Source organism: Petralouisia sp. (assembly GCF_056822245.1).
Genome location: NZ_JBQIOP010000056.1, coordinates 1 through 25,293, shown reverse-complemented (window position 1 = coordinate 25,293; position 25,293 = coordinate 1). Strand labels below are relative to the sequence as shown.

Sequence of the window (25,293 nt, the reverse complement as noted above, 5' to 3'; positions counted from 1 at the left end):
CTACAACGATTGATGAGGGTCTGCCCCGCTTTATCGGGCACAACGTGGCAGATGGAAATTTAAGCAAGTAAAAACATCGATATTTAACCGCCGGAGTAATATGTGCGCAAAAGGGGGGAACCGGATACAATCACTGTGTAACAATGGGACGTTCCAGAAATGTATGGGGCCCCTATGAAAAAGAACCAAAAAATCCAATTGTCACCAGCGTTCCGGGAGAATCTTATGAGCGCCAGGATGCGGATCATTTAAAACCAAAGTATTATAATCCTGGCTCAGCGCTTCAGAAATCGGGACATGGAAGCTATGTGGAGCTTCCCACAGGAGAAGTGTATCTGGTCCATTTATGCGCACGCCCCTTTGTACCGGAACTTCGGTGCACACTTGGAAGAGAAACGGCAATCCAGAAAATGATGTGGACAGAGGATGGATAGCTTCGTATGGCGGATGGCAGTAATTTGGCAAAAATGGAAATTCCGGAAAGTTCTCTTCCCGAGACGCCGATGCCGAATATACCGGATTTCGATGATTTTGAAGGGGAAGAACTGGGAAATTATTATTATGCGCCGCGCATCATGCCGCAAAATTTTGCAGATGTGAAAGCTCGCCCGGGATATGTAAGGCTTCGGGGGCAGGAATCCCGGACATCTTTGAATAAGGTCAGTATTCTGGCACGGAAGCTGACCAGTGTATATGCAAGAATTACAACAAAGATGGAGTCTATTCCACAAGTTCATCAGCACAGCGCAGGATTAATTTTATATTACGATAATATGAACTACATCAATCTGAGAAAATATTACAGCGAAACGCTGGGCCAGAGCGCGATTTCCGTCATCCATCTGGAAAACGGCAAAAAAACAGAACTGCTGAATACCAGAATTCCTGTGGAGGACCGCCCCATTTATCTGCGGCTTTATATTGAAGGAAGAAAATCCTGGTTTGAATGGAGTTATGATAATGAAACATATGAAAAGATAGGACGGATATTTGATACTACGAAATTCTCCGATGAATACTGCAAATGCGGAGAATTTACAGGAACTATGGTGGGTATTACCTGTGCGGACACCCGCATTACGCAGATTTTGATTTTTTTGATTATCAGGCAGATGTATATGCCGGCATTGAATAGGAGGCGAAAGTGATTTCCGGAGTTTTAAGCAGTGTCCTACCGATTATGGTGACGATTGGAATAGGCATATTATGCAATAAAATCAATTTGCTTTCAAGAAATGGAACAGGAGAACTACCGGAGCAATATATTGTTCTCTGTAGTACTAACCCAGATATCATAACTAATACATTTCGCTTGCACCATCCAAACTATGAAATCCTTTGGCTTCCATAGTTTGGATGGCCATGCGGCCCGACGGACGGCAGGCTAGTATGATGTGGGTTTATTATACCATTCCATATTTCTGTTTAACTCGGGTAATTTATAGATTTAAGTTTGGATAGCAAACACACAACTTCTATATTTGCTGTAGCCGGAAACATGTCCACGCAGCAAATCCGTTCCACCTGGTACCCTCCTTCCTGCAGTGCCTCCAAATCTCTTGCCAGACTGGTAGGTTTACAGGAAATGTAGACCATCTTCTCCACACCATAGCGGATAATCCGTTCCAGTGCCTTGGGATGAATCCCCTCCCGGGGCGGGTCCAACACGATAAAATCCGGTTTTTCTTTAATCTGATCCAACACTTTCAGCACATCGCCGGCAATAAATTCACAATTCTCCAGATGATTACAGGCAGCATTTTTCTTTGCCGCTTCCACTGCCTCTTCCACAATCTCTACTCCGATAACCTTTTTCGCCACCGATGCAAGAATTTGTGCAATTGTCCCTGTTCCGCTGTACAAATCATATACAACCTTTCCATTTCCGGCATCTGCAATATATTCTCTGGCCGTCTCATACAAAACCTCCGCTCCCAGAGAGTTAGTCTGGAAAAAAGAGAAGGGCGAAATCTGAAAACGCAGCCCCAGCAATTCTTCATAGAAATAATCCTGACCGTACAAAATCCTGGTTCCCTGATTAATCACTGCATCTGCCAAACTGTCATTGTGGGTATTCAGAATTCCTGCTATCTTCCCCTCCAGTTTCAATTCCAAAAGCGCATCACGAAATCCTTCCAGAATCTTATCTTCTGCTTCTCCGCTAATCTGAGTCGTTGTCACCAAGTCCACAAGAATCTCTCCCGTTTTTGCCCCTTTCCGCACCAGGAGATGCCGCAGATACCCTATATGGCGCATTTTATGATAATAAGGAATGCCCTTTCGTTCTTTTGTGTCTATTGAATTTTCGTCATTTACCTCTTTTCTGTCCACTGGATTTTCACAATTTGCTACTTTCCTATCCATCGGATTATCACAATTCAATATTTTCCCATCCACCGGATTTTCAAAAATCATTGCTTTCCCATCCATTGGATTATCGCAGCTCTGGAAATAAAACAGTACAGCTGATAAAATCTCAGAATAATCCTGATCCACAATTTTGCAGCCATCCACTGTCACAATATCATGAAAGCTTCCTCTTTTATGCATTCCCAATGATAACGGACCGTCCTTGCAGCTGTCTCCAAAGGAAAATTCCATCTTGTTCCGATAGCCAAACTGATGGGGGCTTCTTCGGATTCCCTCAAATTTCTCTTCCAAAGACATACTGCTGTCTCTCTTCCCATCGAAAATACATACCGGCTTCAGCAGTTCTTTCACCTGCTGCTCTTTTAATTTCAACTGGGTTTCATAGTCCAGATTTAAAAACGTGCATCCGCCGCAGATTCCAAAATGTTCACAGGGTGCAGATTCCAGTTCCAGAGGGGACTTTTCCAAAACCTCCAAAAGCCTGCCTTCCCCTTTTCCCTTTCTCACTTTATTGACGGAAAAAGATATTTTCTGACCCGGCGTTACATTCTTTACCACGGCAATTTTACCATCTTCTGTCCTGACAATTCCTTTATTTGGAAATGCAACTTTTTCCACTGTACCTGCATAGATTTGTCCCTTTTTCATTTTTCCTCCTGCTGAATCGTATCTAGAACTAACGCTTACCGAAAAAGAACTCCCACATAACCATGCGGGAGTTCCGGAAACTGATTCCTATTCTTCAGTTTCATCCTCATCATCAAAGAAATCATCTTCGAAATCGTCTTCGAAATCATCTTCGAAGTCCTCCAGATAATCTGGTGTAAAGAAACGATAGACGCCGTATGCGATTGCTGCCACTGCTACCACCGCACCTGCAATTGCACAAATCCAAAGCACCTTAGACTTTTTCTGTTCTTCTTCCTGTTTGTGCAACAACTCATTCAATTTCACTGTACTTAACAATTCATCAATCTTTTCTCTGCTCATGATTACCGCTCCTTCTCCTCTTTTTGGGGGTTGAATGTATCAACCAATTGTTCTTATAAGTATAACACATATTTATCTATTAGCATACCAATTTTTTGAAATTTTATACTTTTTTTAGTTTTGCGAAAGAAGCAAACATTTTTTTCGTCCCTACCCGATCAAATGCAACTGTCACCTCATAATCTCTGCCGCCTTCCACGATCTGCACTACTGTCCCTTCTCCAAATTTCATATGCTTTACCCGATCTCCGCTGCCGTATTCCAACGTTATCTTATCCGTACTGCTGCTTGCAAAAGAATTAGCCTGCCTGGACTGATAACTGTTTCTGGTGCTGAAAATAGGCTTTACTTTAGACGAAGCCTGCCGGAAAGATTGTCCGGCAGATTCTGAGGTTTCTTTCGGCTTCTGCCGGGAACGTGCCATACCGCCCAGCAGCGTTTCCGGAATTTCTTTTACAAACCGGGATACTTTATTATACTGCGTTTCTCCCCGAATCATACGCTGTTTTGCACAGGTAATCGTCAAATCTGTCATTGCGCGGGTAATTCCCACATAACACAGCCTCCGCTCCTCCTCTATTTCCGAAGGATCGTCTGAAATAATGGTAATGTAGCTGGGAAACATGCCATCTTCCATTCCGGCCAAATATACATTTGGAAATTCCAGTCCCTTGGCGCTATGTAACGTCATCAATACTACATAATCACTGCCTTCCTGCAGATTGTCAATGTCCGCAACCAGGGCCACCATTTCCAGGAATCCGCTCAAGGTAGGCGATTCTTCTGATTCTTCGTAGGCTACAGCCTTGCTGATCAGCTCGTCAATATTTTCAATCCGGGCCTGCGCCTCGTCAGAGCTCTCCGCCTCTAATTCTGCCACATATCCTGTCTCTTCGATAATTTCCTGCAGCAGTTTGGACACTCCTAAATATTCCACTTTGCTCCGCATAGTCTGGATGAAATTAACAAACGGCCTGATTTTCATGCCGGCTTTGCCAATCGTTGAAATCTCATCCGCTGCACGCAATGCCTGATAAAAGCTAAGGCCCTGTTCTTCTGCATAAGTCTGTACGCGTCCCAGTGTCGTTGCGCCGATTCCACGTTTCGGCACATTGATAATCCTGCGGACTGCCAGATCATCCCGCCCATTGTCTATGGTCTTTAAATATGCCAGTAAATCCTTGATTTCCTTTCTGGCATAGAAGTTAATACCGCCCACAATTTTATAGGGGATATTCGATACTACAAATTTTTCCTCAAAAAGCCGCGACTGGGCATTCGTCCGATAGAGAATCGCACAGCCGCCGTAATGTCCTCCATTTTCGCTTACCTTCTTTCTGATATCTGCCGCAATGTAATCAGCCTCTTCATAAGCTGTCTCAAACTGCTGAAAATTGATTTTCTCTCCCTCCGGGTGATCCGTCCACAACGCCTTTGCTTTTCTTCCCACATTATTGGCAATCACACTGTTTGCAGCATTTAAAATGTTCTGGGTGGAACGATAATTCTGTTCCAGCTTAATTACCTGGGCATCCGGATATATCTCTTCAAAATTCAAAATATTCTTAATATTAGCGCCCCGGAATTTATAAATGGACTGATCATCGTCTCCCACCACACACAGATTCCGGTATTTCTCTGCCAACAGCTTAATCAGGTGAAACTGGGCCGTGTTCGTGTCCTGATACTCGTCCACCATAATATAGCGAAACCGTTCCTGATAATAATCCAACACTTCCGCGTCATTCTGGAAAAGCTCTACCGTTTTTACAATCAAATCATCAAAGTCCAGTGCATTGTTCTTGCGAAGAGCCGCCTGATATTCCCGGTAAACAGCCGCCTGTTTTTCTTTTGCAAAATCACCTGCAGCACGCAGGGTAAATTCCTCCGGAGAAATCAATTCATCTTTGGCGGAAGAAATCACTCCCAGAAAACTTTTTTCTTTATAAATCTTCGTATCTATCTGGAGACGCTTGCAGATGTCCTTCATTAATATTTTCTGATCATCTGCATCATAAATCGTAAAATTCGTGTCATACCCCAAACGGTCAATATGACGTCTTAAAATTCTCACGCAGGTGGAATGAAAGGTAGACACCCAGATACTCTCAGAACCAAATCCCACCAGGCTGTCAATACGCTCCCGCATCTCTCCTGCCGCTTTATTGGTGAAAGTAATTGCCATAATATGCCAGGGATTTACGCCTTTTTCCTCGATCAGATAAGACGCTCTGTGCGTCAGCACTCTGGTCTTTCCGGAACCTGCGCCGGCCAGAATCAGCACCGGGCCTTCCGTGTGAAATACCGCCTCCTGCTGCATGGAATTTAAATTATCATACATACTCATATTTTATCCTCTCATCTTTCAAACGTATGTTTATTATAGTAAATATTTCGTCATTTTTCAACCTGTTTTCCATCATCTTCCAGAAAAAATAACAAAACACTTGTGATCCGGTTTTTATTACTATATAATATACTCTGAGGTGAAATAAATGACAATAGATAATAAAGATTTACTGAACAGCATTCTGGACAGTCTTGCCCGCATTGATTACATTAAACCGGAAGAACTCCCAAATATAGATTTGTACATGGATCAGGTCACTACTTTTATGGATGACCGGCTCTCCATCTCAAAACGCCATTCTGAGGACAAGGTATTGACAAAAACAATGATTAACAATTATGCCAAGAACAACCTGCTCCCGCCTCCGGTGAAAAAGAAATATTCCAAAGAGCATCTTCTGACACTGATTTTTATTTACTATCTGAAAAATATTTTGAGTATCGGCGATATACAGGCCATTCTGAATCCCATTACTGACCGGTATTTTGCTTCTGATTCAGATCTCAATCTGGAAAGTATTTACTCTGAGGTATTTCGCCTTGCAGAGTCCGAAATCCAAAACATGCAAAAAGACATTACCCGCAAGTACCATACCAGTCAGCAGACTTTTGCAAATCTCACCGGAGAAGAACAGGCAGGCCTGCAGCGTTTTTCTTTCCTTTGTATGCTGAGTTTTGACGTTTATATAAAGAAACAATTAATTGAAAAATTGATTGATGCAAAAATCCCCACCGGAGACAAAACTGCTGCAAAACGGGCCAAAAACGCTGCCGAGGACAAGCCATCCTGAAAGCGGCCGAAATCTTCGGAGGACAAATCCGCTGCAAAACATATCAGGAATTCTGACAAATAATTTCTCTCTTAATATGAAAACGGGACTGTCAGAAAATGGAATTTATACACAATATATCGTTGTTTCTGAAACATTTGATCGATCGTGTTCTCATAGGTCAAAACTGCCGAATTGCCCAGTTTGTATACAAAAAGACATTCCGGCAGTTTTGGCCTATCATACTAGAGCCATTCGCTGCTGCGCTAACCTTCGTTCTGAACCATTCCCGTTCTGGCAAAAACCATATCATAGCCGTCATTTCCATAATTCAGGGATCGGTTGACCCTGCTGATTGTAGCTGTAGAGGCACCTGTTTTCTCTGCAATATCCAGATATGTTTTCTGTGCTCTGAGCATTCTTGCCACCTCAAACCGCTGAGACAATGACAGCAATTCATTCACTGTGCATACATCCTCAAAAAAGGTATAACACTCTTCTTTATTTTCCAGGCTCAGTATTGCTTCAAATAAATGGTCTACGGCTTCTGTCCTTAATTTTTTGCTCATACGCCATTCTCCTTTATGTAGTACTCCTTTTATCTTTCTGTCTTATAAATGCTTCTCCGATGATTTTATCATACTAAAGTTATGAAGTAAATACATATTTTTATTCTATGCTATACCAGTTCCCCTCTGTTAATATATTCCCTCAGCAGTTCATGATGATAATTTACCACCAGTTCTTCCGGAAATCCGGCCATTTTCAACACTTCCTCTGCAAATTCGTGATTCCCCACCAACACATCTGCGTGGGCGTCCGAATCCATCACCACCGGAACTTTCCAGACCATACACAACTGCAGCAGTTCCCTGTACCGCTCCCTGGGATCTCCCCGAAAACTGGTCGGAGACAGGGATGCATTATTCACCTCCAACAGCACATGATACTCTTTTGCCGCTTTCACAAGCCTTTCATAATCAATGGGAAAACGCACATCATCCGGATGGGCAATGATATTGACGTACGGATTCTTCATGGCCTCCACATAAGCATCTGTATTCTCCTTTGCCGTTCCCGGCAGATAGCAGGGCAGATGGATACTGGCCAGCGTCAAATCCATCTCCTTTAACAAAGATTCCGGTAAATCCACACGTCCCCCAAAGTCAAGAATATTCAGTTCCGCACCGTATAAAACCGTCATATCCTTGTATCTTCTCGGCAGTACCCGGAAATTTGAAAAATACATATTGTGGCAGCTTCCCGGCATGGCAGGGGCATGCTCTGTAATCCCATAAATCTGAAGCCCTTTCTCCCAGGCTGCCTGTATCATCTCATTGCGGGTATTATAGGCATGTCCGCTCATGGTTGTGTGTGTATGCAAATCCATTTTATCCAGCATATTTTTCCTCTTTTCTATCTTGCATTTCTATCTTACATTTTAGCTGTTTTATTCTGGAATTGCAAGACAATCAGATCGTTCAAATGACACACATTCTTTTCTTTTTACATATTCTAATACAAATAAAGAGCGCCATTATCTGAATGGAGGTATTATGAAAAAAAATCTGTTACATGCTATTTCACTGGCAATATGCCTTACCCTACTGCTGATGAACGTCTGCGGGTGTTCCAAAACGACAAAAGCCCCAAAACAGGAATCCTCAAACACTGCTTCCAGTAAAGCCCCCGGGGAAGCTTCCGATAAAGACTCAAAAGAGCCTTCGGAAACTGCTCTGGCAGATGTCACCTTAAATGAAGTTGCGCATTCCATTTTCTACGCACCGATGTATGTTGCCATTGAACAGGGATATTTTGAAGAAGAAGGTATCAATCTGACCCTTGTCACCGGATTCGGTGCAGATAAGACCATGACAGCCGTACTTTCCGGGGAAGCGGAAATTGGATTTATGGGACCGGAAACTACCGTTTACACTTATAACGAAGGTTCTACCGACCGTGTAATCAACTTTGCCCAGCTTACCCAGCGCGCCGGCAATTTCCTGGTAGCCCGGGAAGAAATGCCTGATTTTTCCTGGTCTGATTTATGCGGCAAAGAAGTGTTGGGCGGCCGAAAAGGCGGTATGCCTGAAATGGTTTTTGAATACATTTTGCGGCAAAATCAAATTGACCCTGCCGCAGATCTTTCCATTGATCAGAGCATTGATTTTGGTTCCACTGCCGCTGCATTTTCAGGCGGTAAAGGAGATTTCTCTGTTGAATTCGAGCCTGGCGCAACTGCACTTGAAGCAGAAGGGGCCGGATATGTGGTCGCTTCCCTGGGAGTCGATTCCGGATATGTGCCTTACACCGCCTTCAGCGCTAAGAGCAGCTATATTGAAGAACACCCTGACATAATTCAAAAATTTACCAATGCCCTTCAGAAAGGCATGGATTATACTCTCGCCCACACGCCGGAAGAAATCGCCAAAGCCATCGCGCCTCAATTCAAGGAAACAGAGATGGAAACGCTGACTTCCATTGTGGCCAGATACCATCAGCAGGATACCTGGAAAGAAAACCTGATTTTTGAAGCATCCAGTTTCGATTTGCTTCTCGATATCCTTTCAGAATCCGGAGAACTTACAGACCGGCCTGCATGGAAGGATTTAGTCAATACCTCCTTTGCCGAAAAAGCGGCGCAATAACCCATACAGAATAACGAAAGGCAAATGCTGACAGACCAATAAAAAATATGGCAAAGCTTCACAATATATGGTTGTGACCCGTTCCATCCCACAACCATATATTGTCTGCAAATTTTTCCTGGCAGCTTCTTTTTCCGGCCGCCGTTCCCTCGCTATTTCCTGCAATATGAAAATTTTTTCAGAAAATCCTGTGCCTTTCCCGGTTTATTTTCAGACATCCACTCCCGTACTGCCCCTATATCTCCATGGGTAAATTTCCAGGTTTCCATAGCTGTTTCATTGGCCAAAGCCTGTTTCAGATACGCATAATTCTCAGGTTTTCGCCAAACGGAATTTTCTTCCAGGGTATCCAGATATTTTTCAGAAATATAACGGACATAATATTTCGGCATCTCCGCTATGGCCGCCTCTTCATCCACCACTTCCAATTTTACTGTCTTATAAGAAGTCTTTTTATAAGCGTCTGTCACCTGATACGTGATCTCAAACTCCGCTCTGGATTCTGTCTGCAGCTTCACAGCCTGGCCGTCAAAGTCCTTCAGTTTCAGTTTATCTGTAAGCATTCCGTCTTCTGCATCCTGAGCTTCTGCTCTTTTCACCAGAGCCTCTTCTGTAATTTCCCCTCTATTTGCCTCTTCTTTAAAATAATAAAAAATATCTTCGCTGTTGATTTCCGGATAATTGTTATATTTCACCTTTACTGGAAATTCCTCTTCTGTGGTATTTCCATTGGAATCTGTCACAGAAAAAGTCACCAGTACATCCACTGTTTCCCCCTTTTCCAGTTTCAGATAATATGTATCCAGCAGAAAATCCTTCGGCACATCCTTTGGGTACGCTTTTTCATACGACGGCTGACTTCCATTCTGAGATTTGGGATAAGCAATTTTGACAATCTTCACTTTATCATTCAAATCCGGCTGATAGGGCCTGTTTTCTTTATGATTATCCTCTTCGTCATGGGCTGTCAGACAGTTGATTAAATCCTCCTTATCTACCTCCTCTCCTTCATAAACTTCCAGACTGCTTCCCGGTGTTACGGTAATCGTTGGAAATGCATTCCACATTGCCAGAAAATTAATATATTCCTGTGAATGATTTCCAGGTTTGCCGGGACGTTCCACCTGATAAGAAGCTAATGATTCCCAGGTTCTGTTCAATATTGCCTGTTCCCCTTCGGCCTGCCTGTAAATCCGCAAAGCCAATTCCCGGCTCCGTTCCTGCCAAAGCTTTCCGGCGCTTAGCTGCCATCCTGTAAAACCATACTTTACGTTGCATTCATAAGGCTTCCCATCTTCTGTATACTTCATTTTCTTTTCTTCTCTGGCAAATTCATTTTGCCGGAACTGATGCATATTTTCCATTGGAACATCATATTCCAGTATATTTCTGCCGGATGTTGCTCCGTTTCCGCTGTATGCCATATTTACGTCTCCATACTGATAATACCGGTATACCGTTCCCGGAGACTGGATATTTTTTAACTGGCTGCAGCCTGCATACCGATACAGCGGATATTCCGTATCCGCGGTTCCCCATAAGCTTCCTGCAGCAGAACCGCCCTGGGCAATTTCTTTTTTCTCCTTTGTTCCCAGTTTTGCCAGCATACGGAATCTGCCCTCTTTAAAATACACGGTCCGGTCACAGAGAAGTCTGCCCGCACATGACACTTTCAACTGATAGGCCGCTCCTTCCTGGGGCGTCAACGGCAGAAAAACCGTTTGTGTATTTCCGGAAGAACCGGACACAGAACCTCCAGCTTTAGAAGAACAGAACTGGCCCACCGCTGTTCCCTCCGGTTTTCCGGTCAGGGAAGCTGTAATTCCCGCCTGTCCTGACTTTACAACCGTCTGCCCCTGTTCCACGGTAAGCAGAACTCCTGTCTGTTCCCTGGCGTCTCCTTCTGTTTTCTCAAAATCGCAGGGAACATCTGCATAATCCTCACAGGACATCAGGCAATGATAACGGGCATACCAGGAAGCATTGCCAAGCTGTTTATAATCTGCAATTCCTGCGGACGTCATTTTTCCTGTCCCGTCAATCATCTGGGTTTGGCCTGCCGCCGCATTATAATATCCCTGAAAAACATAACCGCTTTTTTGAGGAATCTCAATGCTTCCGGTTCTGTTTCTGTCTTTTAAAATACGGGTGCATCCCTGATCCAGATACCATCCGTTTTCATATTTTTCATAGACAGCTTCCGTTCCTTTGGATTCTAAACCCGTCAGCCTCTGATCCAGTGTAACCGTATAAAGGTTGGGCTCCCACTGGGCATACAGCCTCCGGCTTCTGTCTCCGGTTTTTAAATCAGCAGCATACTCCAGCATTCCATATGCCTTGTTTTCCTGATAAGAGGTTCCTGTTCCGTTTGCGGCAGTATTCCATTCTGCTCCGGCGCGTTTGGAATATCCTGCCTTTGTAAGGCCGAAAGAAGCAAACTTCTCCGGTGCGCTGGCAGGCGTCTCATAATTCCATTGGTTCACATAAGTTCCAATCTGATAAGGCTTGCCGGCGGATGTTCCGCCATTTGCATCATATGTCACAGACAATTGGTTCGGCAGCCATTGAGCATACATTGTTACTGTTCCTTTGTGAACGTCTGTCAGATTCTTCACGCTCTGCCCCTCTGCGCCGCCTGTTCCTTTTCCATTTGAAAGCATATTCCACCCGGCAAAGGTATACCCTTCCCGGACAAAACTGTTTTTCCGCAGCTTGAAATTCGCATCATAAACAGCTGACTGGGATTTCACGGTTCCGGTTCCCCCGTTGGCGTCATATTTCACTGTGTACTGATTGGGCTTCAGATAAAATCCGTACATAGAGTGATGAAATTCTCCGGAAGCCCCGTAATTGGTCATTCCCACATTATTGGTGTCAATGGCGAATTTAAAATATCCGTCTCCCGTCCAGGATGCCTCATCTTTCTCCAGTTTAGAATCTTTCTTCTGTATCTGACTGTTTTCCTTCTCTATGTCCATTCCTTTCATATCATGGAATACAGAATTATCAAAATACATCCGATATCCCTTTACGGTGTAATTCAGTTTCCCGCAAAGCATATAATATCTCTCTTTGTAAGGGTATCCCTGGGGCCTCAGCTCCTCCAGATTCGGAGCCGGCTCTCCCATAACCGGATTCGTTCCAAGTCCATCCTGCCTTGTTTTCTCCCAGTTCTTCCCTTTTTCAATTTGAAGAGAATAATTATCTTTTTCACTGCTGCCTTTGTCTCCCTGCACAACAATCCATTCCACAACATGATCCAGTTCTTCTTTGGGCATTCTTCCTATATACGTCATTCCCCAGGTAATGTCCTGCGATTTCTGGGCCGTCAGCGTGGGAACACTTACATTTAACTTGTACCAGTGCCCCAATTCGGCGCTTTCTCCCTCTTTCCGCACAAATATGTAAAAATACCCGTTTTTTTCCACATACTTTTCATTTTCTGCCGCTCTCGCTGCTGCAAATTTCGGAACGCTGACCTCTTCAGAAAACAGTATGGCGTCCTCTGATTTGTCAAATCTATTCTGCCTTGCCGCATCCTCCCGAAGCAAGTCCTGTTCTTCTGATGTCTCCTGCTTTTTTATTTTTTCCTCTGTCACACAATTCTGTTCTGCCCTGTCCTGCCTCATTTCTGCCTTCGGAACATTCACAATTCCTGTCATCAGCGCAAAGGACAAAAGCAAACTTACGATCCTGCTTCCCATATTTCCTCCTTGCTTACAATTTATCGGAACACAGCTTCTAGCACAAGCTCATCCTCCGCCTTCATCTCTTCCAACACAAATTCCTGATGTTCTCCCTGTTTCGCCCAGTACTGAAATACTTTTCCTTCTTTCTGCGGATGTTTGGGCTGTATGAGTTTGCTGCCTTCATACAGGGAGTACCGGCAATAAGTCTCTCCATCCACCAGAAAAGTGACTGTATGATATCCTTTTTTCCCGGAATATTCTTCCAGAATTACTGATTTCCTGCACACAGCTTTCTGCTCTCTTCCAAGAATCGTCTGATAACTTTGCGTAATTCTTACATCCAGGATGCCCTTTTTTTCATCCGCAGTAAGAATCTCCACCTGAAGCTCCGAATCTGACTCTATCTGGGACAACAGCAGCCCGTTGAAATCTGCAATCAATTCCTGATACCCCGCGAACTCCTGCCTGTTCTGGGCCTTTTTCAGCCTAAGCTGCTCTAAAGACTGTTCAATGGCTGTATTCAGCGCTGTTTCCATTTCATTTTTCCGCACATTTTTTCCACTGACTCCCAATACAATTGCAATTATCAGAACCGCAAGGGCCGTCAGCGATATGCCGTATACCGTATGTTTCATATTCCTCCCTGTCTGCGGTCAATCAGCAGCATAAATGTTCTGACCGTGGGTTTCTTCTGACCATCTGCCGCCCGAAGCTTCAGCGTATAGGTTCCTCTTTTTAAAAACACTGCCTTATGGCCTGCTTTGTCATACCATTCCATCCTGCTGTTTCCAAAAGCATCCTGAATATCCAATACCTGAATATCCAGCTGGTTTCCTTCTTCATCCATTGCTTCAAATACCTGATGGAGCAAAACCGTTTCCCCGGGATTCCAGACATCGGCTCCTTTGCGAACCAATTCCGGCGGCTTTCTGTTACAAATTGCTTTCATCTGCACAGCGTCCTGATACCTGGAATAACTTTCCTGTTCCGTTTTCATCTGCTCCCCCAACCGGGGCAGCAATGCTGTGCCGGCCAAAATTCCCAAAAGCATCCCGCACACAATGCCGGCCAAAAGCAGCTCTGACAATATTTTATAGCTCTGTTTCATCCCGTTCCCCTTTAACAAATGCTCTGGGAAAATCCCAGGATAACTCCATACAATCCGGAACCTCCTAAAACAAATTCCACCGCCATGGTTAAAATTGCCATTGCCGCAACTCCTCCTGCTGCCACTCCTGCATATTCTTCTATAATTTCTTTCATTATAATTCCTCCTGTTCCGCTTATTTTATTCCCAATGCACTGCCTGGTAGTTCGGTATATTTTCTTATCTCAATACCTTACCTCACATTTCAGTTCCTGCTCTTATATGATCATACTGAGCAAATAACCAAAGATCCCAAGAAAACCGCCTCCGGCAATCACATAAACGACTGTCCCTCCAAATTCCTCAAATATACTTTTCATCCTGCCTCCTTATCTTGCAAACCCGCGCACTTCATGCTCGGACACCAGGTTCAGCACCGGAATGGAATACTCAAAGGAAAGAATAATCTCAGCCATTCTCTGATTTCCTTCCCCATCATAGACCAGTTCCGCCACCTCAAGCTGATACCCTCTCTCGCCTGCCTGATTCTTACAGGCGGAAATAACGCCTGCGTTAAAATTGCTGCATTCTACCTGGCTAATCACATCTGCGTGATAATTTCTGGCGGCAGTCACTTCGATTCCGGCTGCCACAACTCCTATTCCCACCAGTCCCATTATCAGCAGGAAAAACAACCCCAGATACGTTTTTAGCACTTGTCCCATCTGTACTTCTCCTTTGCATTTTACACTTGTTCCATCTGGCTGCCTGCTTATCTGAATCTAAATTTTCAATTGTCCCAAGAACACTACCATAAACACCACCATATTTACCATGGTCTGAAAGGATACTGTAATCTGTGGAAGATAGAAGATTCCATTAATCCCTGCAAGGCTTTTCTCATTGGAAAGTTTTTCTGATTTATCCAGCATTTTGCTGTTCCTCTGCACTAAAATCTGAATCTGTGCCTGTGCATCTCCGCTTCCCGATTCTGAAATTGCATAGAGCATCTTCATAGAGGACTGCACTGAAGAAAGCTGAAACATTTTCAGGAAATCCAGATAAGGCTCTATGGCGTCCGGCCGGCTCTTTAAGCGGTCAGAAAGTCTCTGCAATTCTGCCTTCAGCACAGCCGGCGCATGTTCTATGGTCTTTTCAATGGAAACCTGCACGTTGTTTCCCTGCATCAGCAATGCCATTTCCATCAGCCAGGCTGGAAACACCCGGTTAATTTCCTTCACAACCCTGTCATAGGCAAGACGGTATCCCATTTTATGCTGATTCAGCAGCGCTGCTCCGGCTCCCGCCAAGGCCAGAGCTGCAAAAGGATGTCCCAGACTCCAGGCTCCCAGGCCTGTAAGCAGCACGGTTCCGCCTAAAATCAGACTTTTTTTCCGTTCCTTTGCTTCCTCAAATTCCGTCACTATACGGTAATACTCCGACAGTTTTTCTTCTTCTTTGTTTTCCTGTACAAGCCAGCTTCCGGCAATTTCCCGGTTGGCTTTTCTAAAAATCAGAACATTCAAAAGCAGATACAATGCGGTAGCCGCCTGAGTTACCGGATGCTCCACAATGGAATACTGTTCTGGCATGGAACGGTATACACTGTGAAAGGTCACGGCCAGAATCATAGTGACTGCCAGAGAAAAAATCACTTTCAGACGGGCCGCTTTCTTATCCTCCTGCAAAAGCAGCACATTGTCTGCCCAGACAGCCTTGTCCTGAAGTAACAGATCAATTGCCCCGCTGCAGGCTCCGCCGTTGCTTTCCACCATCCGCAGATATTCATGAATGGACGGCAGACGGTTTGCGGGGTATTCTCTTTCGATAATTTCCAATGCCTCTCCATACAAATCCCACCGGTATTTTCCCTGCTCAATATAATCCACCGCACAGCTGATTGCATGGTGCATCCGCCCGGTTTCAAAAAGAGAGCCGGTATCTTTTAACGCGCTGACAATCTTAGGGTTCATGCGGAAAGAATACAAGATTTGCTCCATGTAATCCGAAACATCCAGAAAACACTTGTGCTCATACATCTGCTTATACCCATCCAGAATCAAAAAGGGCAGATTCCCCAGACAGGCCGCCGCCAGAATCAGAATATAATACCAGTGCAGGGAAAACAAAATCCCGCATCCCACTGTGCCTGTCAGAGCAGTCAGAAGGAACATCACATACCTTCCCATGGAAAAACTGTATCCGTACCCGTCGATCTTTTTCTGCAAATCCTCCGGATGAAACAGATAGAAAATTCCGGACTGTTTTCTTTTTTTCTCTTTCGATTTCTTCATCCTCCCTCCTGTCATGCCATCCTTGCCGCTTTCACCAGTTCCACATCCAGCGGCTCATAAGGACAGGTTTCCACACACTGGAAGGGCTTTGCAATTCCCGCCCTGTCCATACGCTTTAAAATATCCCTGGGGATGGTTCTGGAAATCAGCTTTCCATCCTCCACCAACAGGTATATCTCATTTTTTCCCTTTTGGCGGTCATAAAAACACATCTGATCAATATACCGCTCCAACATTCCCTGTTCATTTTCGTATTGCCGGATCAGCACTCCCACGCTGATAAATTCATAAATATAATTTTCCAGACGGTCTGCATCTCTGGATCTTCCAATCATGTTCATAATCCGATCCGGCAGATTCCGCAAATCATCCAGATGCAGCGTGGTAAACCCATACACTCCTGTAGACCACTGCTCCAACAAATACTGCACCTCCGTAGATCTGGCTTCCGACAAAATAATCCATTTGGGGTTCTGCCTCAAGCACAGTTTGATGGCATCGGTATAACTTAATTCCTTGCTTACCTGCAGTTCCACGCAGTCATTCTCCGGATTGATTTCATGAAAATGCATTTCCAGATTATCTTCAATGGTGATAGCCCTCTGGTTGGCCGGAATAAAACGGGAGAAAAACTTGGCGCATTCCGTTTTTCCTACTCCCGGCTCCCCGCAAAATGCAAAATTCATCTTTGCTTTCACACAATTAATCAGCAGACTCAGCACTTCCACCGAACAATATCCGCTGTCTAACATGCTTTCCACCGTATGACGTACCTTGGGCAGAGATTTGCGGATGCAGATGCTTCTGCCTGATACGGCCGCCGATTCATGGACAATGCTGATACGCAGTTCGTTGGTTTCTGCCTCTAAAACATTGTTTGCCCGGTTGAAGGACTTGTTCACCCGGTTTGCAATCCGGTGGGTAAACCGCTCCACAAATTCCTCTGAGATCTCGGCTTCTGCCCGGTATCTGCCTTTCTTTAAGTCAGCTACCCACAGTGTTTTCCCGTTAAAATCAATATCTGTTACATTTTTATCCTGAATATACGGGTAGAAGGGCCCAAACTCCGCTTCTGTTAACTCCCAGTTATATTTCATACTTTCGCCATTCCTTTCCAGACATAACCTGTCAGCCGAATCATCTGCCAGCCGTTTCTTCTCACTTAAGAAAAGCTGTAACGCACTCGTCAAATAAATACGTGCTCAGGTATCGTTTTTCAGCCGGCCGGGCAGCGGCTGCTCACTGGTCTGATACCCTGTAATGACGCTGTCAACATACCTGTTTTGCTGCCGGATTCCCGCCCGCTGTTTTGCTTTTATGAAATTTTACATACTCTTAGGAACACTTGCTTTTTCAAATAATTCTTTTATCAGATTTACGAACGCAGTATGCACCGGCCCGTCTGCAGCCAGCAGCAGCCCTACTACGGCAATTAATGCAATAATTGCAACTGCCGTAATAATAATTCCGCTGTACTCCTCAAAAATTACTTTCATACAGTTCCTCCTTTCTGCGGACAGAATCATCCACGGTTTTGCTGTACATTTCATGCATTGGTAATTGGCGAACTAACCTGCCAATTGATAAAGAATAAATGTTTTATTCTTATGCAGAAATAAAAAGATTGTGTGTGCCGGCCAAGAAATAGCCGACGGTAAGATAGACTGGAACCTGTGCCCTGCACAGATTCCCTGTAATAAATCTGTAACCAGAATTGCTTCTGTAGTGGCATTGTAACCCCTAATCTGACAAAAAGCAATTGGGAATTTTCCACAAATTTTTCGGATTAAAAAACAGCCCCGGGAAAGCAAATCCGCTTTCCGCAAGGCTTTTCCCATGTCAAAAGACACTAAATATTTTCTATTTTTTTCACTGCTTCTTCCAGATACGGATTTTCCACGCTGTGGAATTTTCCTTCATCCGCCAGTTCTGCAAACTCCGGATTCAGCGGCATTTTTCCAAGCACAGGAATATTCAGCTCCGCCGCTGCCTCTTCCAGACGGCTTTCTCCGAAAATCTTGATTTCTTTCCCGCAATCGGGACATTTCAGGTAACTGTAGTTTTCCACAATGCCAAGCACCGGAATATTCATCATTCCGGCCATATGGATGGCCTTTTTCACAATCAGCTGAACCAACTCCTGAGGGGAGGTTACAATTACAATTCCATCTACCGGAAGGGACTGAAACACCGTCAGAGGCACGTCACCGGTTCCCGGCGGCATATCCACAAACAGATAATCCAAATCTCCCCAGTACACATCATGCCAGAACTGCTTCACCGTTGACGCAATCACAGGCCCCCGCCAAACGACCGGAGCTTCTTCATCGTCCATTAAAAGGTTCAGCGACATAATTTTGCTTCCGTCCTGAGCCGGAATTGGAAACAGTCCCATATCATTTCCTTCCGCCGGCCCGTGAATTCCATACATTTTCGGAATGGACGGCCCTGTAATGTCTGCGTCCAGAATACCCACTTCATATCCCTGTTTTTTCATTGCGGACGCTAAAGACGCTGTAACGAAAGATTTTCCCACCCCGCCTTTTCCGCTGACGATGCCAATGACCTTTTTTACACTGGAAAAAGGATTCAATTCTTCTATAAAACTTTGAGGCCCGCCGCCATTACGGCTGGGACACCCTTCACAACTCTCTCTGGAGCAGCTTGACGCACTGCTGCATTCCTGATTCTCTGCCATTTTATTTCCTCCTTGCGCTAATCACACCGCCGTTAAGCGGTATCTTTTCTGAAGGCAGTTTGAAATATTACTCCGGCGGTTAAATATCTCCTGCCTTCTTCTCACAAGGTATATTATAAGCATATCCGGCAGATAAGTATAGGGCTTTTTGCAAATTATTTCCCCATTTCCGGAAAATTCATTCTGCGTAATCTGCCGTGATCTTTCATTGCAAAAGCGATACACCGGGATTCCTGCAAGATTAATTATATTTCACAGTCATTTTCTGAATCCATCATCTGCTGCCGATTCTTATGTTAAGAATCACCCGCTGCCGATTCTTATGTTACAATCACCCGCTGCCGATTCTTATGTTACAATCACCCGCTGCCGGCTCTTTACCCCGTCCTCTTTGGCGTAAATATAGGCTTTCCCAGGTTCATTTGCCGAAATCACCCCATTCTCATCCACCGACGCAATACTGGAATTGGAGCTTGAAAAGACCGGTTTGTTTCCGGAAGAAACCGACACGTTCACTTTCCTGACTTCGCCTTTTGCCATGGTGATTTCGCTTTCTGCAAATTTAACCACAGGCTTTTTCACTGTGACTTCGCAGCTTTTGCTTACTCCGTCTACCGTTACTGTAATGATGGCGCTGCCGTTTTTTACGGCTGTCACCACGCCCTTTTGATCCACTGAGGCAACGCTTTTCTTATTGCTTTTCCACTTGGGAACGCTTACTGAGGTTGATTTGACAGTTAAACGGACCGTTTGCTTCCGATACAGGGAAACAGACCGTTTACTGATACTGACCGCGGGTTTTTTCACCGTAACCTTACAGCTTTCGGATATTTTATCCACAGTAGCTGTAATTACTGCACTGCCTGGTTTTCTGGCGGTAATCATTCCGTCTTTATCTACGGTTGCAATGCTTTTTTTGCTGCTTTTATAGGTTACGGGATGCCCCGTGGAAGAACTGACTTTTAATCTGGCGCTTTGTCCGTTTTCCAGACGGATTTCTTTTGCGCTTAACTGAAGCTTTGTTTTCTGTACCTTAACGGTGCAGCTTGCTTCTCCATTTCGGATTTTTGCCGTGATTTTCACTGTTCCCGGCTTTTTTGCCGTAATTTTGCCATAAGTATTGACAGAGGCAATCTTGGAATCACTGGATGAAAAAGACGGTTTTTTCCCATTTGACGTAATGGCAAGAAGATACTGCTCGTCTCCGATTTTCATGGTTTTGGAATAAGAATTCAGGATTACAAACTCCACATTGGAAGCTGCAAAAACGGTTGCCGACTGGTTCGTGGAAAGAAACAGCATCATCACTGTAATGCACAAAGCTGCTGCTCTTAAGACTTTTCTCTTCTTCGATAAAAATTCTGACATAACATTCCTCCATTTCACAGACAGGAACCCCGGTTTATATCAGAAATCACAAACACAAAGGTCTGTGACTTTTCTAATATAACACGGAATGCTGCAGTTGTAAAGAGGTTCTCCCGCTTTATTTTAAAATGCGGACGCTAATTCCCGCATTCAATGCTGATTTCGTTAAAAGTCTTAAGGATATCTTCTACTTTAAGCCCGGCCTTTTCTTCTCCTGTGCAGTCCATTACAGCCTTCCCCTGATGCATCATTAAAAGACGATCCCCATATTCCACCGCATACCTGAGATTATGGGTTACCATAATGGTGGTGACCTGCTTCTGTTTCACAATCCTGCCTGTCAGCTCCATCACAAGCTCTGCCGTCCTGGGGTCTAGTGCCGCCGTATGTTCATCCAGAATCAGAAATTCAATGGGCGCCATGGTGGCCATAAGCAAGGCCAGCGCCTGTCTCTGGCCTCCGGAAAGAGCGCCTGCCTTTACTTCCATTTTATCTTCCAGGCCAAGATTCAAATCCCGCAGCATTTCCCGGTATGTCTCTGCCTTTTTCCGGTTTTTCCCCTGTCTCAGTCCATAACCTTTTCCTTTGCGGTCCGCAATGGACATATTTTCAAAAATTGTCATGGAAGGGCAGGTGCCTTTGGCCGGATTCTGAAATACTCTTCCAATGCTCCGATGACGTTCGAACTCTTTTTTTCCGGTAATGTCATCTCCATTTACTAAAATCTGCCCTTGATCTGCATCTATGCTGCCGCAAATAAGATTCAGCATGGAGGTTTTCCCGGAACCATTGCTGCCTACCACAGACACAAACTGCCCATCTGAAACAGCCAGGTCAAAATGTTCAAACAAACACAGCTCATTTACCGTTCCCGGATTGTAATATTTCGTGATATTCTTCAATTCAAGCATTCTGTTTCACCTTCTTCTTTCTCTCCTGGGCAATAACCAGAATCAGCAAAAATAATACGGAGGTCACCATTTTTAAATCTTTGGACTGCAAATGAATCACCTTCATATACCGGAGGGCGAAAGCCACGCAGGCTTTATACAGAACAGAACCAAGGATTACACTGGCAGTTACCCGCAAAAACACTGCTTTTTTCAAAAGACTTGTTCCGATAATTACACTGGCAAGGCCAATCACCACCGTTCCGGTTCCCATGGAAATATCAAAAAATCTCTGCTGCTGCGCAAATAAACAGCCGCCCAGAGCTGCCAGTCCGTTGGCAATGGCAAGACCGATGATTTTCACCCTGCCTTTCTCCACTCCCATAGACGTAACAAAGGTATCATTGTCCCCCGCTGCCCGCAGCAAGTATCCTGACTGGGTGCTTAAATACCAATCCAAAAGATATTTCACGAATGCTGTAATAACTGCTATTACAACCAGAGGAGCCACGGATTTCAGAACCTCCGGAAAGAACCCTTCCGTCAGTCCGTTTTCAAAAACCGTCACTTTTCCGTACAGGGGAACATTTGCTTTTCCGGTGATCCTCAAATTCACCGTATACAAGGCCGTCATCATAATAATGCCCGACAGCAGATCCCTCACTTTCAATGTTACGTGAATCACTCCGGTCAGCATTCCTGCCGCCCCTCCCGCTGCAAAACTGACTGCAAGGGTGAGAAGGGGATGCATCCCTTTTGTAATCATCACCGCTGCGATGGCAGCTCCCAGAGGGAAACTGCCGTCTACGGTTAAATCCGGAAAATCCAGAATTTTATAGGTAATATACACGCCCAGGGCCATCACTCCGTAAATAAGTCCCTGTTCCAGTACGCTTAAAATCAATGCCATATTCTCACCCCATCCGCTATTCTGCCGTTATTTCTGTAAAAATTTCCGCTGCGTCTTTCACATACTCTTCCTTCATCTCCAGCCCTATATTGTCCGCTGCGGCCCTGTTCACATAAAGCTCCGCTTCTGTGGCTGAAAGAAAGGGCGTTTCTGATGCTTTCGCTTCCCCTTTCAGGATTTTTGCGGCCATCACTCCCGTCTGCCTGCCCAGTTCCACATATTCAATTCCCATGGAAGCCACGCAGCCTGCCTTCACCTGTTCAATCTCGCTGCCGAATACCGGAATTTTTTTCTCATTGGCAGCGGCAAGCACAGTCTGTAAGGCGTCCACTACCGTATTATCCGTCAGGTTGGTAAGACAGTCTGTTTTGCTGACCAAATCCGCAGCCGCCAGTTCCACCTCGGCAGGCGCGGTAATGCCGGAATCCACAATTTCAAATCCGTATTCCCCTGCCAGTTCTTTGTATTTGGCAATGGTGCTGATGGAGTTGGCTTCGCTGGTGGTGTAGATAATGCCGATTTTTTTGGCCTCCGGCATCAAATTTCGTATCATCTCAAGCTGAGCCTTTACTGGAAGCACATCAGAGGAGCCTGTAATATTGCCAGCAGGGTTCCCGTCTTTATCCGCCAGCCCTGCTTCCACCGGGTCTGAAACCGCGGTATACACTACCGGAATCTCTGTCTCCATACATGCATTGTATGCGCTCATGGCACAGGGTGTCGCAATGGCGCAGACCAAATCCACCTTCTGAGAAACAAATCCTTCTGCAATGGTGCCTGCTGTCCCCGTATCCGTCTGGGCATTATCGTAAATTATCGTCAGATTTTCTCCTTCCACCAGGCCCTCTTCTTTTAGTCCTTTTAAAAATCCTTCCCTGCAATTATCCAGAGAGCCGTGCTCCGCAAACTGGGAAATGCCCACCGTATAAGTCTTTTCTCCGTCCTGCCCCTTCTTCCCACGCTCTGTTCCTTCTGCGCTGTTGCAGCCTGCAATCAGGGCTGCCGTCATTGTAATTGCTGTTAAAACTGCCATTGTTTTTCTTTTCATACCGGTTTCCTCTTTTCTTTTTTATTTGGAAAAACCGATGAAATAAAGAATCCTGCAAAGCTGGATTCTACGCCTGCGGCGGGCCGCTTCAGCGGCATCTTTCACTCCCGCCTCAGTGCGGTAATCGTTTTTTTATCTTATGGGATACTCCCATAAGATAAAAAAACCGCCTCAAGCAAAAGCTTGAGACGGTAATAAGTTCTTATTATCGCGGTGCCACTCAAATTGACAAATGTCCACTCTCTCATGTACTATCATACATGCCGGATTGATAACGGGCCCGGTTCCCGGCGGCTCCTACTTCCATTACGAGTTCAGACCGCCCTCAAAAGTCCATTCCATTCAGGTCTCCATGCCGTAATCCCACCACATACAGCTCTCTGTGACTTCAACCAGAACTTACTACTCTTTTTCATCGGTTTTTCTATATGTGTTATACTTTACTACGATAGAGCAGTAATGTCAAGTGTTTTTTTACTTTTCCAGCTGTTCCCACTTTTTCCGTTCCACCAAACGGCCCATCAAAAAGGCAATGATTCCCACGCCAATGCCGGTCTGAACGCAGAAAATCAGGCTTTCCACCTCTCCCGGCAGCTCACCGCCAATGAGCTGCTCCAAAACAGGGGTAAACCAGGGCTCATACTCTCCTGCAATGGCCTCTATCTCCTGACTTCCCGCATCATCCGAGCCGCCGAATTCCGCTCCTTTTAACGCAAACAGCGGAACAATGATCAACAGCAGCACAATGGCCAGAACGATTGTTATTATTTTTTTATCTGAACGCTTCATCCTGCATCCCTCCTGTATACTTCACCCAAATGCTTTGCCCACAAAAGCTTATCTTCATACTTTTTCATCAGTTTTCCAGGTACCCCACATTTTTCAGCTCTGACTGGGCATAATTTTCCAGGGTAATCATAATGATCATGGTCAAAAACCCCTCGATGACAGCAAGGGGAATCTGGGTAGGCGCAAAAACCGCCAGAAATTTTCCTGCGGACGCCAGAATTCCCCCCTGTTGGGAAGGATAGGCTACAGCAAGCTGAATACTGGTGACGCAGTAAGTGAAAAGATCCCCCAACGCCGCCGCCAGAAATACGCTGGCTCTGCGGTTTACCCTGCATTTCTTACAGAGCTTATAAATGCCGTAAGACAGAAACGGCCCTGCCACCGCCATGGAAAACGTATTGGCTCCAAGGGTGGTCAGGCCCCCATGGGCCAGCAAAACTGCCTGAAAAACTAGCACAATAACACCCAGAATGCTGACTGCGCCCGGCCCGAACAAAATGGCTCCCAGGCCGGTTCCGGTCATATGGGAGCAGCTTCCCGTTACGGAAGGAATTTTCAGGGAAGAAATCACAAAAATAAAGGCTCCTGACATGGCAAGTATCGTGATATTTCTCTGATTCTCCTTTAATTTGTTCCGGATTGAGAAGAATCCCATCACCAGAAACGGGACGCACACCGCACCCCAGGCAATGCAGAACTGCAGCGGAAGATATCCCTCCATAATATGCATGGCATTGGAAACAGGCGCTGCCGCAAAGGCTGCAGACAGAGCTGCGCATAAAATTACTGATTTCTTTTGTAGTTTCGTCATATCATTTCTCCTTTCGAACTCCGGTAAAAGAATCCCGTATCCGGTCAGAGGTAACACCGTAATCGCCCCTTCCGCAGACTGTGCAATAAAAAATGCCGTATTTCCTGCACTTCACGCAGCAAACCGGCATTCTGACAATTGCCTGCTTTTAGCAGGCAGTCGCATATAAGCAACCAGTCATCTCTCGTGACTCTTTGCATTCCTTTGCAAAAGGCAGGTCTTCTGACTTAAGCTTCTTCGTTTTATTCTGTCTTCCCGGTTTCCCAGTGGTATTCCGGCTGTCTGTAAAAATATCAGCCGAACGAATAAAACTCCACTTTTACAGCGGCGGGACCGTATGAGAATCTCACTCATTTCCCTATTATCCTGTGCATCCACAGGCACCTTCTGCAATTATATTTTTCCTGATACTGACACGGGTGATCAGTATGTATTAAGCATAGCACACTGGCCTGCAAATGTCCAGAAATTTATCTGCCTGCCAGCTCTGACGCTTAAATTAATATTTGCTCTCTTAGGGCAGCTTGGATTCAATCTTATAGACTAAACTGTCAATACGTTCCTATTTTGAACTATAAAATC

24 protein-coding genes, 1 riboswitch and 1 other annotated feature are annotated in these 25,293 nt (G+C 45.0%); of the genes, 4 read left to right on the top strand and 20 right to left on the bottom strand.

Translation table 11 applies throughout. The annotated features are described in order from the left end of the window. Positions 1–143 precede the first annotated feature (143 nt). Complete coding sequence (locus ACTO17_RS17100) at positions 144–434, top strand: family 43 glycosylhydrolase (protein WP_482558778.1); 291 nt, start codon at positions 144–146, stop codon at positions 432–434. Positions 435–440: 6 nt separating this feature from the next. Next, positions 441–1,148 carry a beta-xylosidase family glycoside hydrolase gene (locus ACTO17_RS17095; RefSeq protein WP_482558777.1) on the top strand — a complete coding sequence of 236 codons (708 nt, stop codon included), beginning with the start codon at positions 441–443 and terminating at the stop codon, positions 1,146–1,148. Between the two features lie 277 nt (positions 1,149–1,425). Here ACTO17_RS17095 and rlmD read toward each other — a convergent pair whose 3' ends face one another. The 3 genes from rlmD to pcrA form a co-directional block, all read right to left on the bottom strand. Beyond that, positions 1,426–3,018, bottom strand: coding sequence for a 23S rRNA (uracil(1939)-C(5))-methyltransferase RlmD (rlmD, locus tag ACTO17_RS17090; protein WP_482558776.1), 1,593 nt, complete (start codon positions 3,016–3,018; stop codon positions 1,426–1,428). An 87-nt stretch (positions 3,019–3,105) separates the two neighbouring features. Further along, a complete protein-coding gene (locus ACTO17_RS17085) occupies positions 3,106–3,360 on the bottom strand; it encodes a hypothetical protein (protein ID WP_172536412.1) in 255 nt (84 codons plus the stop codon). Positions 3,361–3,463: 103 nt separating this feature from the next. After that, a complete protein-coding gene (pcrA, locus tag ACTO17_RS17080) occupies positions 3,464–5,707 on the bottom strand; it encodes a DNA helicase PcrA (protein ID WP_482558775.1) in 2,244 nt (747 codons plus the stop codon). A 148-nt stretch (positions 5,708–5,855) separates the two neighbouring features. Between pcrA and ACTO17_RS17075 the strand changes: the two genes are divergently transcribed. Continuing rightward, entirely contained in the window at positions 5,856–6,500 is a 645-nt protein-coding gene (locus ACTO17_RS17075; protein ID WP_482558774.1) for a DUF1836 domain-containing protein, read from the top strand. A 245-nt stretch (positions 6,501–6,745) separates the two neighbouring features. Here the strand turns inward: ACTO17_RS17075 and ACTO17_RS17070 are convergent, their stop codons facing one another. Together ACTO17_RS17070 and ACTO17_RS17065 are read right to left on the bottom strand one after the other, a co-directional pair. Further along, a complete protein-coding gene (locus tag ACTO17_RS17070; protein ID WP_172536810.1) occupies positions 6,746–7,048 on the bottom strand; it encodes a YerC/YecD family TrpR-related protein in 303 nt (100 codons plus the stop codon). 110 nt (positions 7,049–7,158) lie between these two features. After that, positions 7,159–7,881, bottom strand: coding sequence for a phosphatase (locus tag ACTO17_RS17065; protein ID WP_172536809.1), 723 nt, complete (start codon positions 7,879–7,881; stop codon positions 7,159–7,161). 154 nt (positions 7,882–8,035) lie between these two features. Here ACTO17_RS17065 and ACTO17_RS17060 point away from each other — a divergent pair, with 154 nt between their 5' ends. Further along, positions 8,036–9,127: an ABC transporter substrate-binding protein gene (locus ACTO17_RS17060; protein ID WP_482558773.1), complete on the top strand. Its 1,092-nt coding sequence runs from the start codon at positions 8,036–8,038 to the stop codon at positions 9,125–9,127. Between the two features lie 152 nt (positions 9,128–9,279). Here ACTO17_RS17060 and ACTO17_RS17055 read toward each other — a convergent pair whose 3' ends face one another. The 15 genes from ACTO17_RS17055 to ACTO17_RS16985 form a co-directional block, all read right to left on the bottom strand. Beyond that, positions 9,280–12,831 carry an InlB B-repeat-containing protein gene (locus ACTO17_RS17055; RefSeq protein ID WP_482558772.1) on the bottom strand — a complete coding sequence of 1,184 codons (3,552 nt, stop codon included), beginning with the start codon at positions 12,829–12,831 and terminating at the stop codon, positions 9,280–9,282. Between the two features lie 20 nt (positions 12,832–12,851). Then, positions 12,852–13,451 (bottom strand): hypothetical protein, encoded by a 600-nt coding sequence (locus ACTO17_RS17050; protein WP_482558771.1) that lies wholly within the window; start codon positions 13,449–13,451, stop codon positions 12,852–12,854. After that, complete coding sequence (locus ACTO17_RS17045; RefSeq protein WP_482558770.1) at positions 13,448–13,924, bottom strand: hypothetical protein; 477 nt, start codon at positions 13,922–13,924, stop codon at positions 13,448–13,450. Before ACTO17_RS17045 ends, ACTO17_RS17050 begins: the two co-directional genes overlap by 4 nt. A gap of 11 nt (positions 13,925–13,935) precedes the next feature. Continuing rightward, complete coding sequence (locus ACTO17_RS17040; RefSeq protein WP_482558769.1) at positions 13,936–14,079, bottom strand: hypothetical protein; 144 nt, start codon at positions 14,077–14,079, stop codon at positions 13,936–13,938. 213 nt (positions 14,080–14,292) lie between these two features. Further along, positions 14,293–14,628 (bottom strand): hypothetical protein, encoded by a 336-nt coding sequence (locus tag ACTO17_RS17035; protein ID WP_482558768.1) that lies wholly within the window; start codon positions 14,626–14,628, stop codon positions 14,293–14,295. A 57-nt stretch (positions 14,629–14,685) separates the two neighbouring features. Then, the gene (locus tag ACTO17_RS17030; RefSeq protein ID WP_482558767.1) at positions 14,686–16,197 is read right to left on the bottom strand and encodes a hypothetical protein; all 1,512 of its coding nucleotides are present in this window, start codon (positions 16,195–16,197) and stop codon (positions 14,686–14,688) included. An 11-nt stretch (positions 16,198–16,208) separates the two neighbouring features. Continuing rightward, the gene (locus ACTO17_RS17025; RefSeq protein WP_482558766.1) at positions 16,209–17,387 is read right to left on the bottom strand and encodes an ATPase, T2SS/T4P/T4SS family; all 1,179 of its coding nucleotides are present in this window, start codon (positions 17,385–17,387) and stop codon (positions 16,209–16,211) included. A 135-nt stretch (positions 17,388–17,522) separates the two neighbouring features. Next, positions 17,523–17,693, bottom strand: a complete 171-nt coding sequence (locus tag ACTO17_RS17020; RefSeq protein ID WP_482558765.1) for a hypothetical protein — start codon at positions 17,691–17,693, stop codon at positions 17,523–17,525. 353 nt (positions 17,694–18,046) lie between these two features. Further along, positions 18,047–18,895, bottom strand: coding sequence for a P-loop NTPase (locus ACTO17_RS17015; protein WP_482558764.1), 849 nt, complete (start codon positions 18,893–18,895; stop codon positions 18,047–18,049). A 348-nt stretch (positions 18,896–19,243) separates the two neighbouring features. Then, positions 19,244–20,263 carry an Ig-like domain-containing protein gene (locus tag ACTO17_RS17010; RefSeq protein WP_482558763.1) on the bottom strand — a complete coding sequence of 340 codons (1,020 nt, stop codon included), beginning with the start codon at positions 20,261–20,263 and terminating at the stop codon, positions 19,244–19,246. 137 nt (positions 20,264–20,400) lie between these two features. After that, positions 20,401–21,174, bottom strand: coding sequence for an ABC transporter ATP-binding protein (locus tag ACTO17_RS17005; protein ID WP_482558762.1), 774 nt, complete (start codon positions 21,172–21,174; stop codon positions 20,401–20,403). Next, positions 21,167–22,063 (bottom strand): ABC transporter permease, encoded by an 897-nt coding sequence (locus ACTO17_RS17000; RefSeq protein ID WP_482558761.1) that lies wholly within the window; start codon positions 22,061–22,063, stop codon positions 21,167–21,169. The genes ACTO17_RS17005 and ACTO17_RS17000 overlap by 8 nt, the downstream gene beginning before the upstream one ends. A 16-nt stretch (positions 22,064–22,079) precedes the next feature. After that, the gene (locus ACTO17_RS16995; protein WP_172536099.1) at positions 22,080–23,111 is read right to left on the bottom strand and encodes an ABC transporter substrate-binding protein; all 1,032 of its coding nucleotides are present in this window, start codon (positions 23,109–23,111) and stop codon (positions 22,080–22,082) included. A 181-nt stretch (positions 23,112–23,292) separates the two neighbouring features. Further along, positions 23,293–23,536: a binding site (T-box leader), on the bottom strand. Positions 23,537–23,585: 49 nt separating this feature from the next. After that, the gene (locus ACTO17_RS16990) at positions 23,586–23,900 is read right to left on the bottom strand and encodes an energy-coupling factor ABC transporter substrate-binding protein (RefSeq protein WP_172536103.1); all 315 of its coding nucleotides are present in this window, start codon (positions 23,898–23,900) and stop codon (positions 23,586–23,588) included. Between the two features lie 67 nt (positions 23,901–23,967). Further along, entirely contained in the window at positions 23,968–24,711 is a 744-nt protein-coding gene (locus tag ACTO17_RS16985) for an energy-coupling factor ABC transporter permease (protein WP_172539555.1), read from the bottom strand. Between the two features lie 195 nt (positions 24,712–24,906). Then, positions 24,907–25,114: riboswitch (cobalamin riboswitch) on the bottom strand. Positions 25,115–25,293: the final 179 nt, after the last annotated feature.

Excerpts from the sequence above, each read along its gene's own strand:
- ACTO17_RS17100 (WP_482558778.1), top strand. The coding sequence starts at position 144 with ATGGGACGTTCCAGAAATGTATGGGGCCCCTATGAAAAAGAACCAAAA.
- ACTO17_RS17095 (WP_482558777.1), top strand. The coding sequence starts at position 441 with ATGGCGGATGGCAGTAATTTGGCAAAAATGGAAATTCCGGAAAGTTCT.
- rlmD (WP_482558776.1), bottom strand. The coding sequence starts at position 3,018 with ATGAAAAAGGGACAAATCTATGCAGGTACAGTGGAAAAAGTTGCATTT.
- ACTO17_RS17085 (WP_172536412.1), bottom strand. The coding sequence starts at position 3,360 with ATGAGCAGAGAAAAGATTGATGAATTGTTAAGTACAGTGAAATTGAAT.
- pcrA (WP_482558775.1), bottom strand. The coding sequence starts at position 5,707 with ATGAGTATGTATGATAATTTAAATTCCATGCAGCAGGAGGCGGTATTT.
- ACTO17_RS17075 (WP_482558774.1), top strand. The coding sequence starts at position 5,856 with ATGACAATAGATAATAAAGATTTACTGAACAGCATTCTGGACAGTCTT.
- ACTO17_RS17070 (WP_172536810.1), bottom strand. The coding sequence starts at position 7,048 with ATGAGCAAAAAATTAAGGACAGAAGCCGTAGACCATTTATTTGAAGCA.
- ACTO17_RS17065 (WP_172536809.1), bottom strand. The coding sequence starts at position 7,881 with ATGCTGGATAAAATGGATTTGCATACACACACAACCATGAGCGGACAT.
- ACTO17_RS17060 (WP_482558773.1), top strand. The coding sequence starts at position 8,036 with ATGAAAAAAAATCTGTTACATGCTATTTCACTGGCAATATGCCTTACC.
- ACTO17_RS17055 (WP_482558772.1), bottom strand. The coding sequence starts at position 12,831 with ATGGGAAGCAGGATCGTAAGTTTGCTTTTGTCCTTTGCGCTGATGACA.
- ACTO17_RS17050 (WP_482558771.1), bottom strand. The coding sequence starts at position 13,451 with ATGAAACATACGGTATACGGCATATCGCTGACGGCCCTTGCGGTTCTG.
- ACTO17_RS17045 (WP_482558770.1), bottom strand. The coding sequence starts at position 13,924 with ATGAAACAGAGCTATAAAATATTGTCAGAGCTGCTTTTGGCCGGCATT.
- ACTO17_RS17040 (WP_482558769.1), bottom strand. The coding sequence starts at position 14,079 with ATGAAAGAAATTATAGAAGAATATGCAGGAGTGGCAGCAGGAGGAGTT.
- ACTO17_RS17035 (WP_482558768.1), bottom strand. The coding sequence starts at position 14,628 with ATGGGACAAGTGCTAAAAACGTATCTGGGGTTGTTTTTCCTGCTGATA.
- ACTO17_RS17030 (WP_482558767.1), bottom strand. The coding sequence starts at position 16,197 with ATGAAGAAATCGAAAGAGAAAAAAAGAAAACAGTCCGGAATTTTCTAT.
- ACTO17_RS17020 (WP_482558765.1), bottom strand. The coding sequence starts at position 17,693 with ATGAAAGTAATTTTTGAGGAGTACAGCGGAATTATTATTACGGCAGTT.
- ACTO17_RS17015 (WP_482558764.1), bottom strand. The coding sequence starts at position 18,895 with ATGGCAGAGAATCAGGAATGCAGCAGTGCGTCAAGCTGCTCCAGAGAG.
- ACTO17_RS17010 (WP_482558763.1), bottom strand. The coding sequence starts at position 20,263 with ATGTCAGAATTTTTATCGAAGAAGAGAAAAGTCTTAAGAGCAGCAGCT.
- ACTO17_RS17005 (WP_482558762.1), bottom strand. The coding sequence starts at position 21,174 with ATGCTTGAATTGAAGAATATCACGAAATATTACAATCCGGGAACGGTA.
- ACTO17_RS17000 (WP_482558761.1), bottom strand. The coding sequence starts at position 22,063 with ATGGCATTGATTTTAAGCGTACTGGAACAGGGACTTATTTACGGAGTG.
- ACTO17_RS16995 (WP_172536099.1), bottom strand. The coding sequence starts at position 23,111 with ATGAAAAGAAAAACAATGGCAGTTTTAACAGCAATTACAATGACGGCA.
- ACTO17_RS16990 (WP_172536103.1), bottom strand. The coding sequence starts at position 23,900 with ATGAAGCGTTCAGATAAAAAAATAATAACAATCGTTCTGGCCATTGTG.
- ACTO17_RS16985 (WP_172539555.1), bottom strand. The coding sequence starts at position 24,711 with ATGACGAAACTACAAAAGAAATCAGTAATTTTATGCGCAGCTCTGTCT.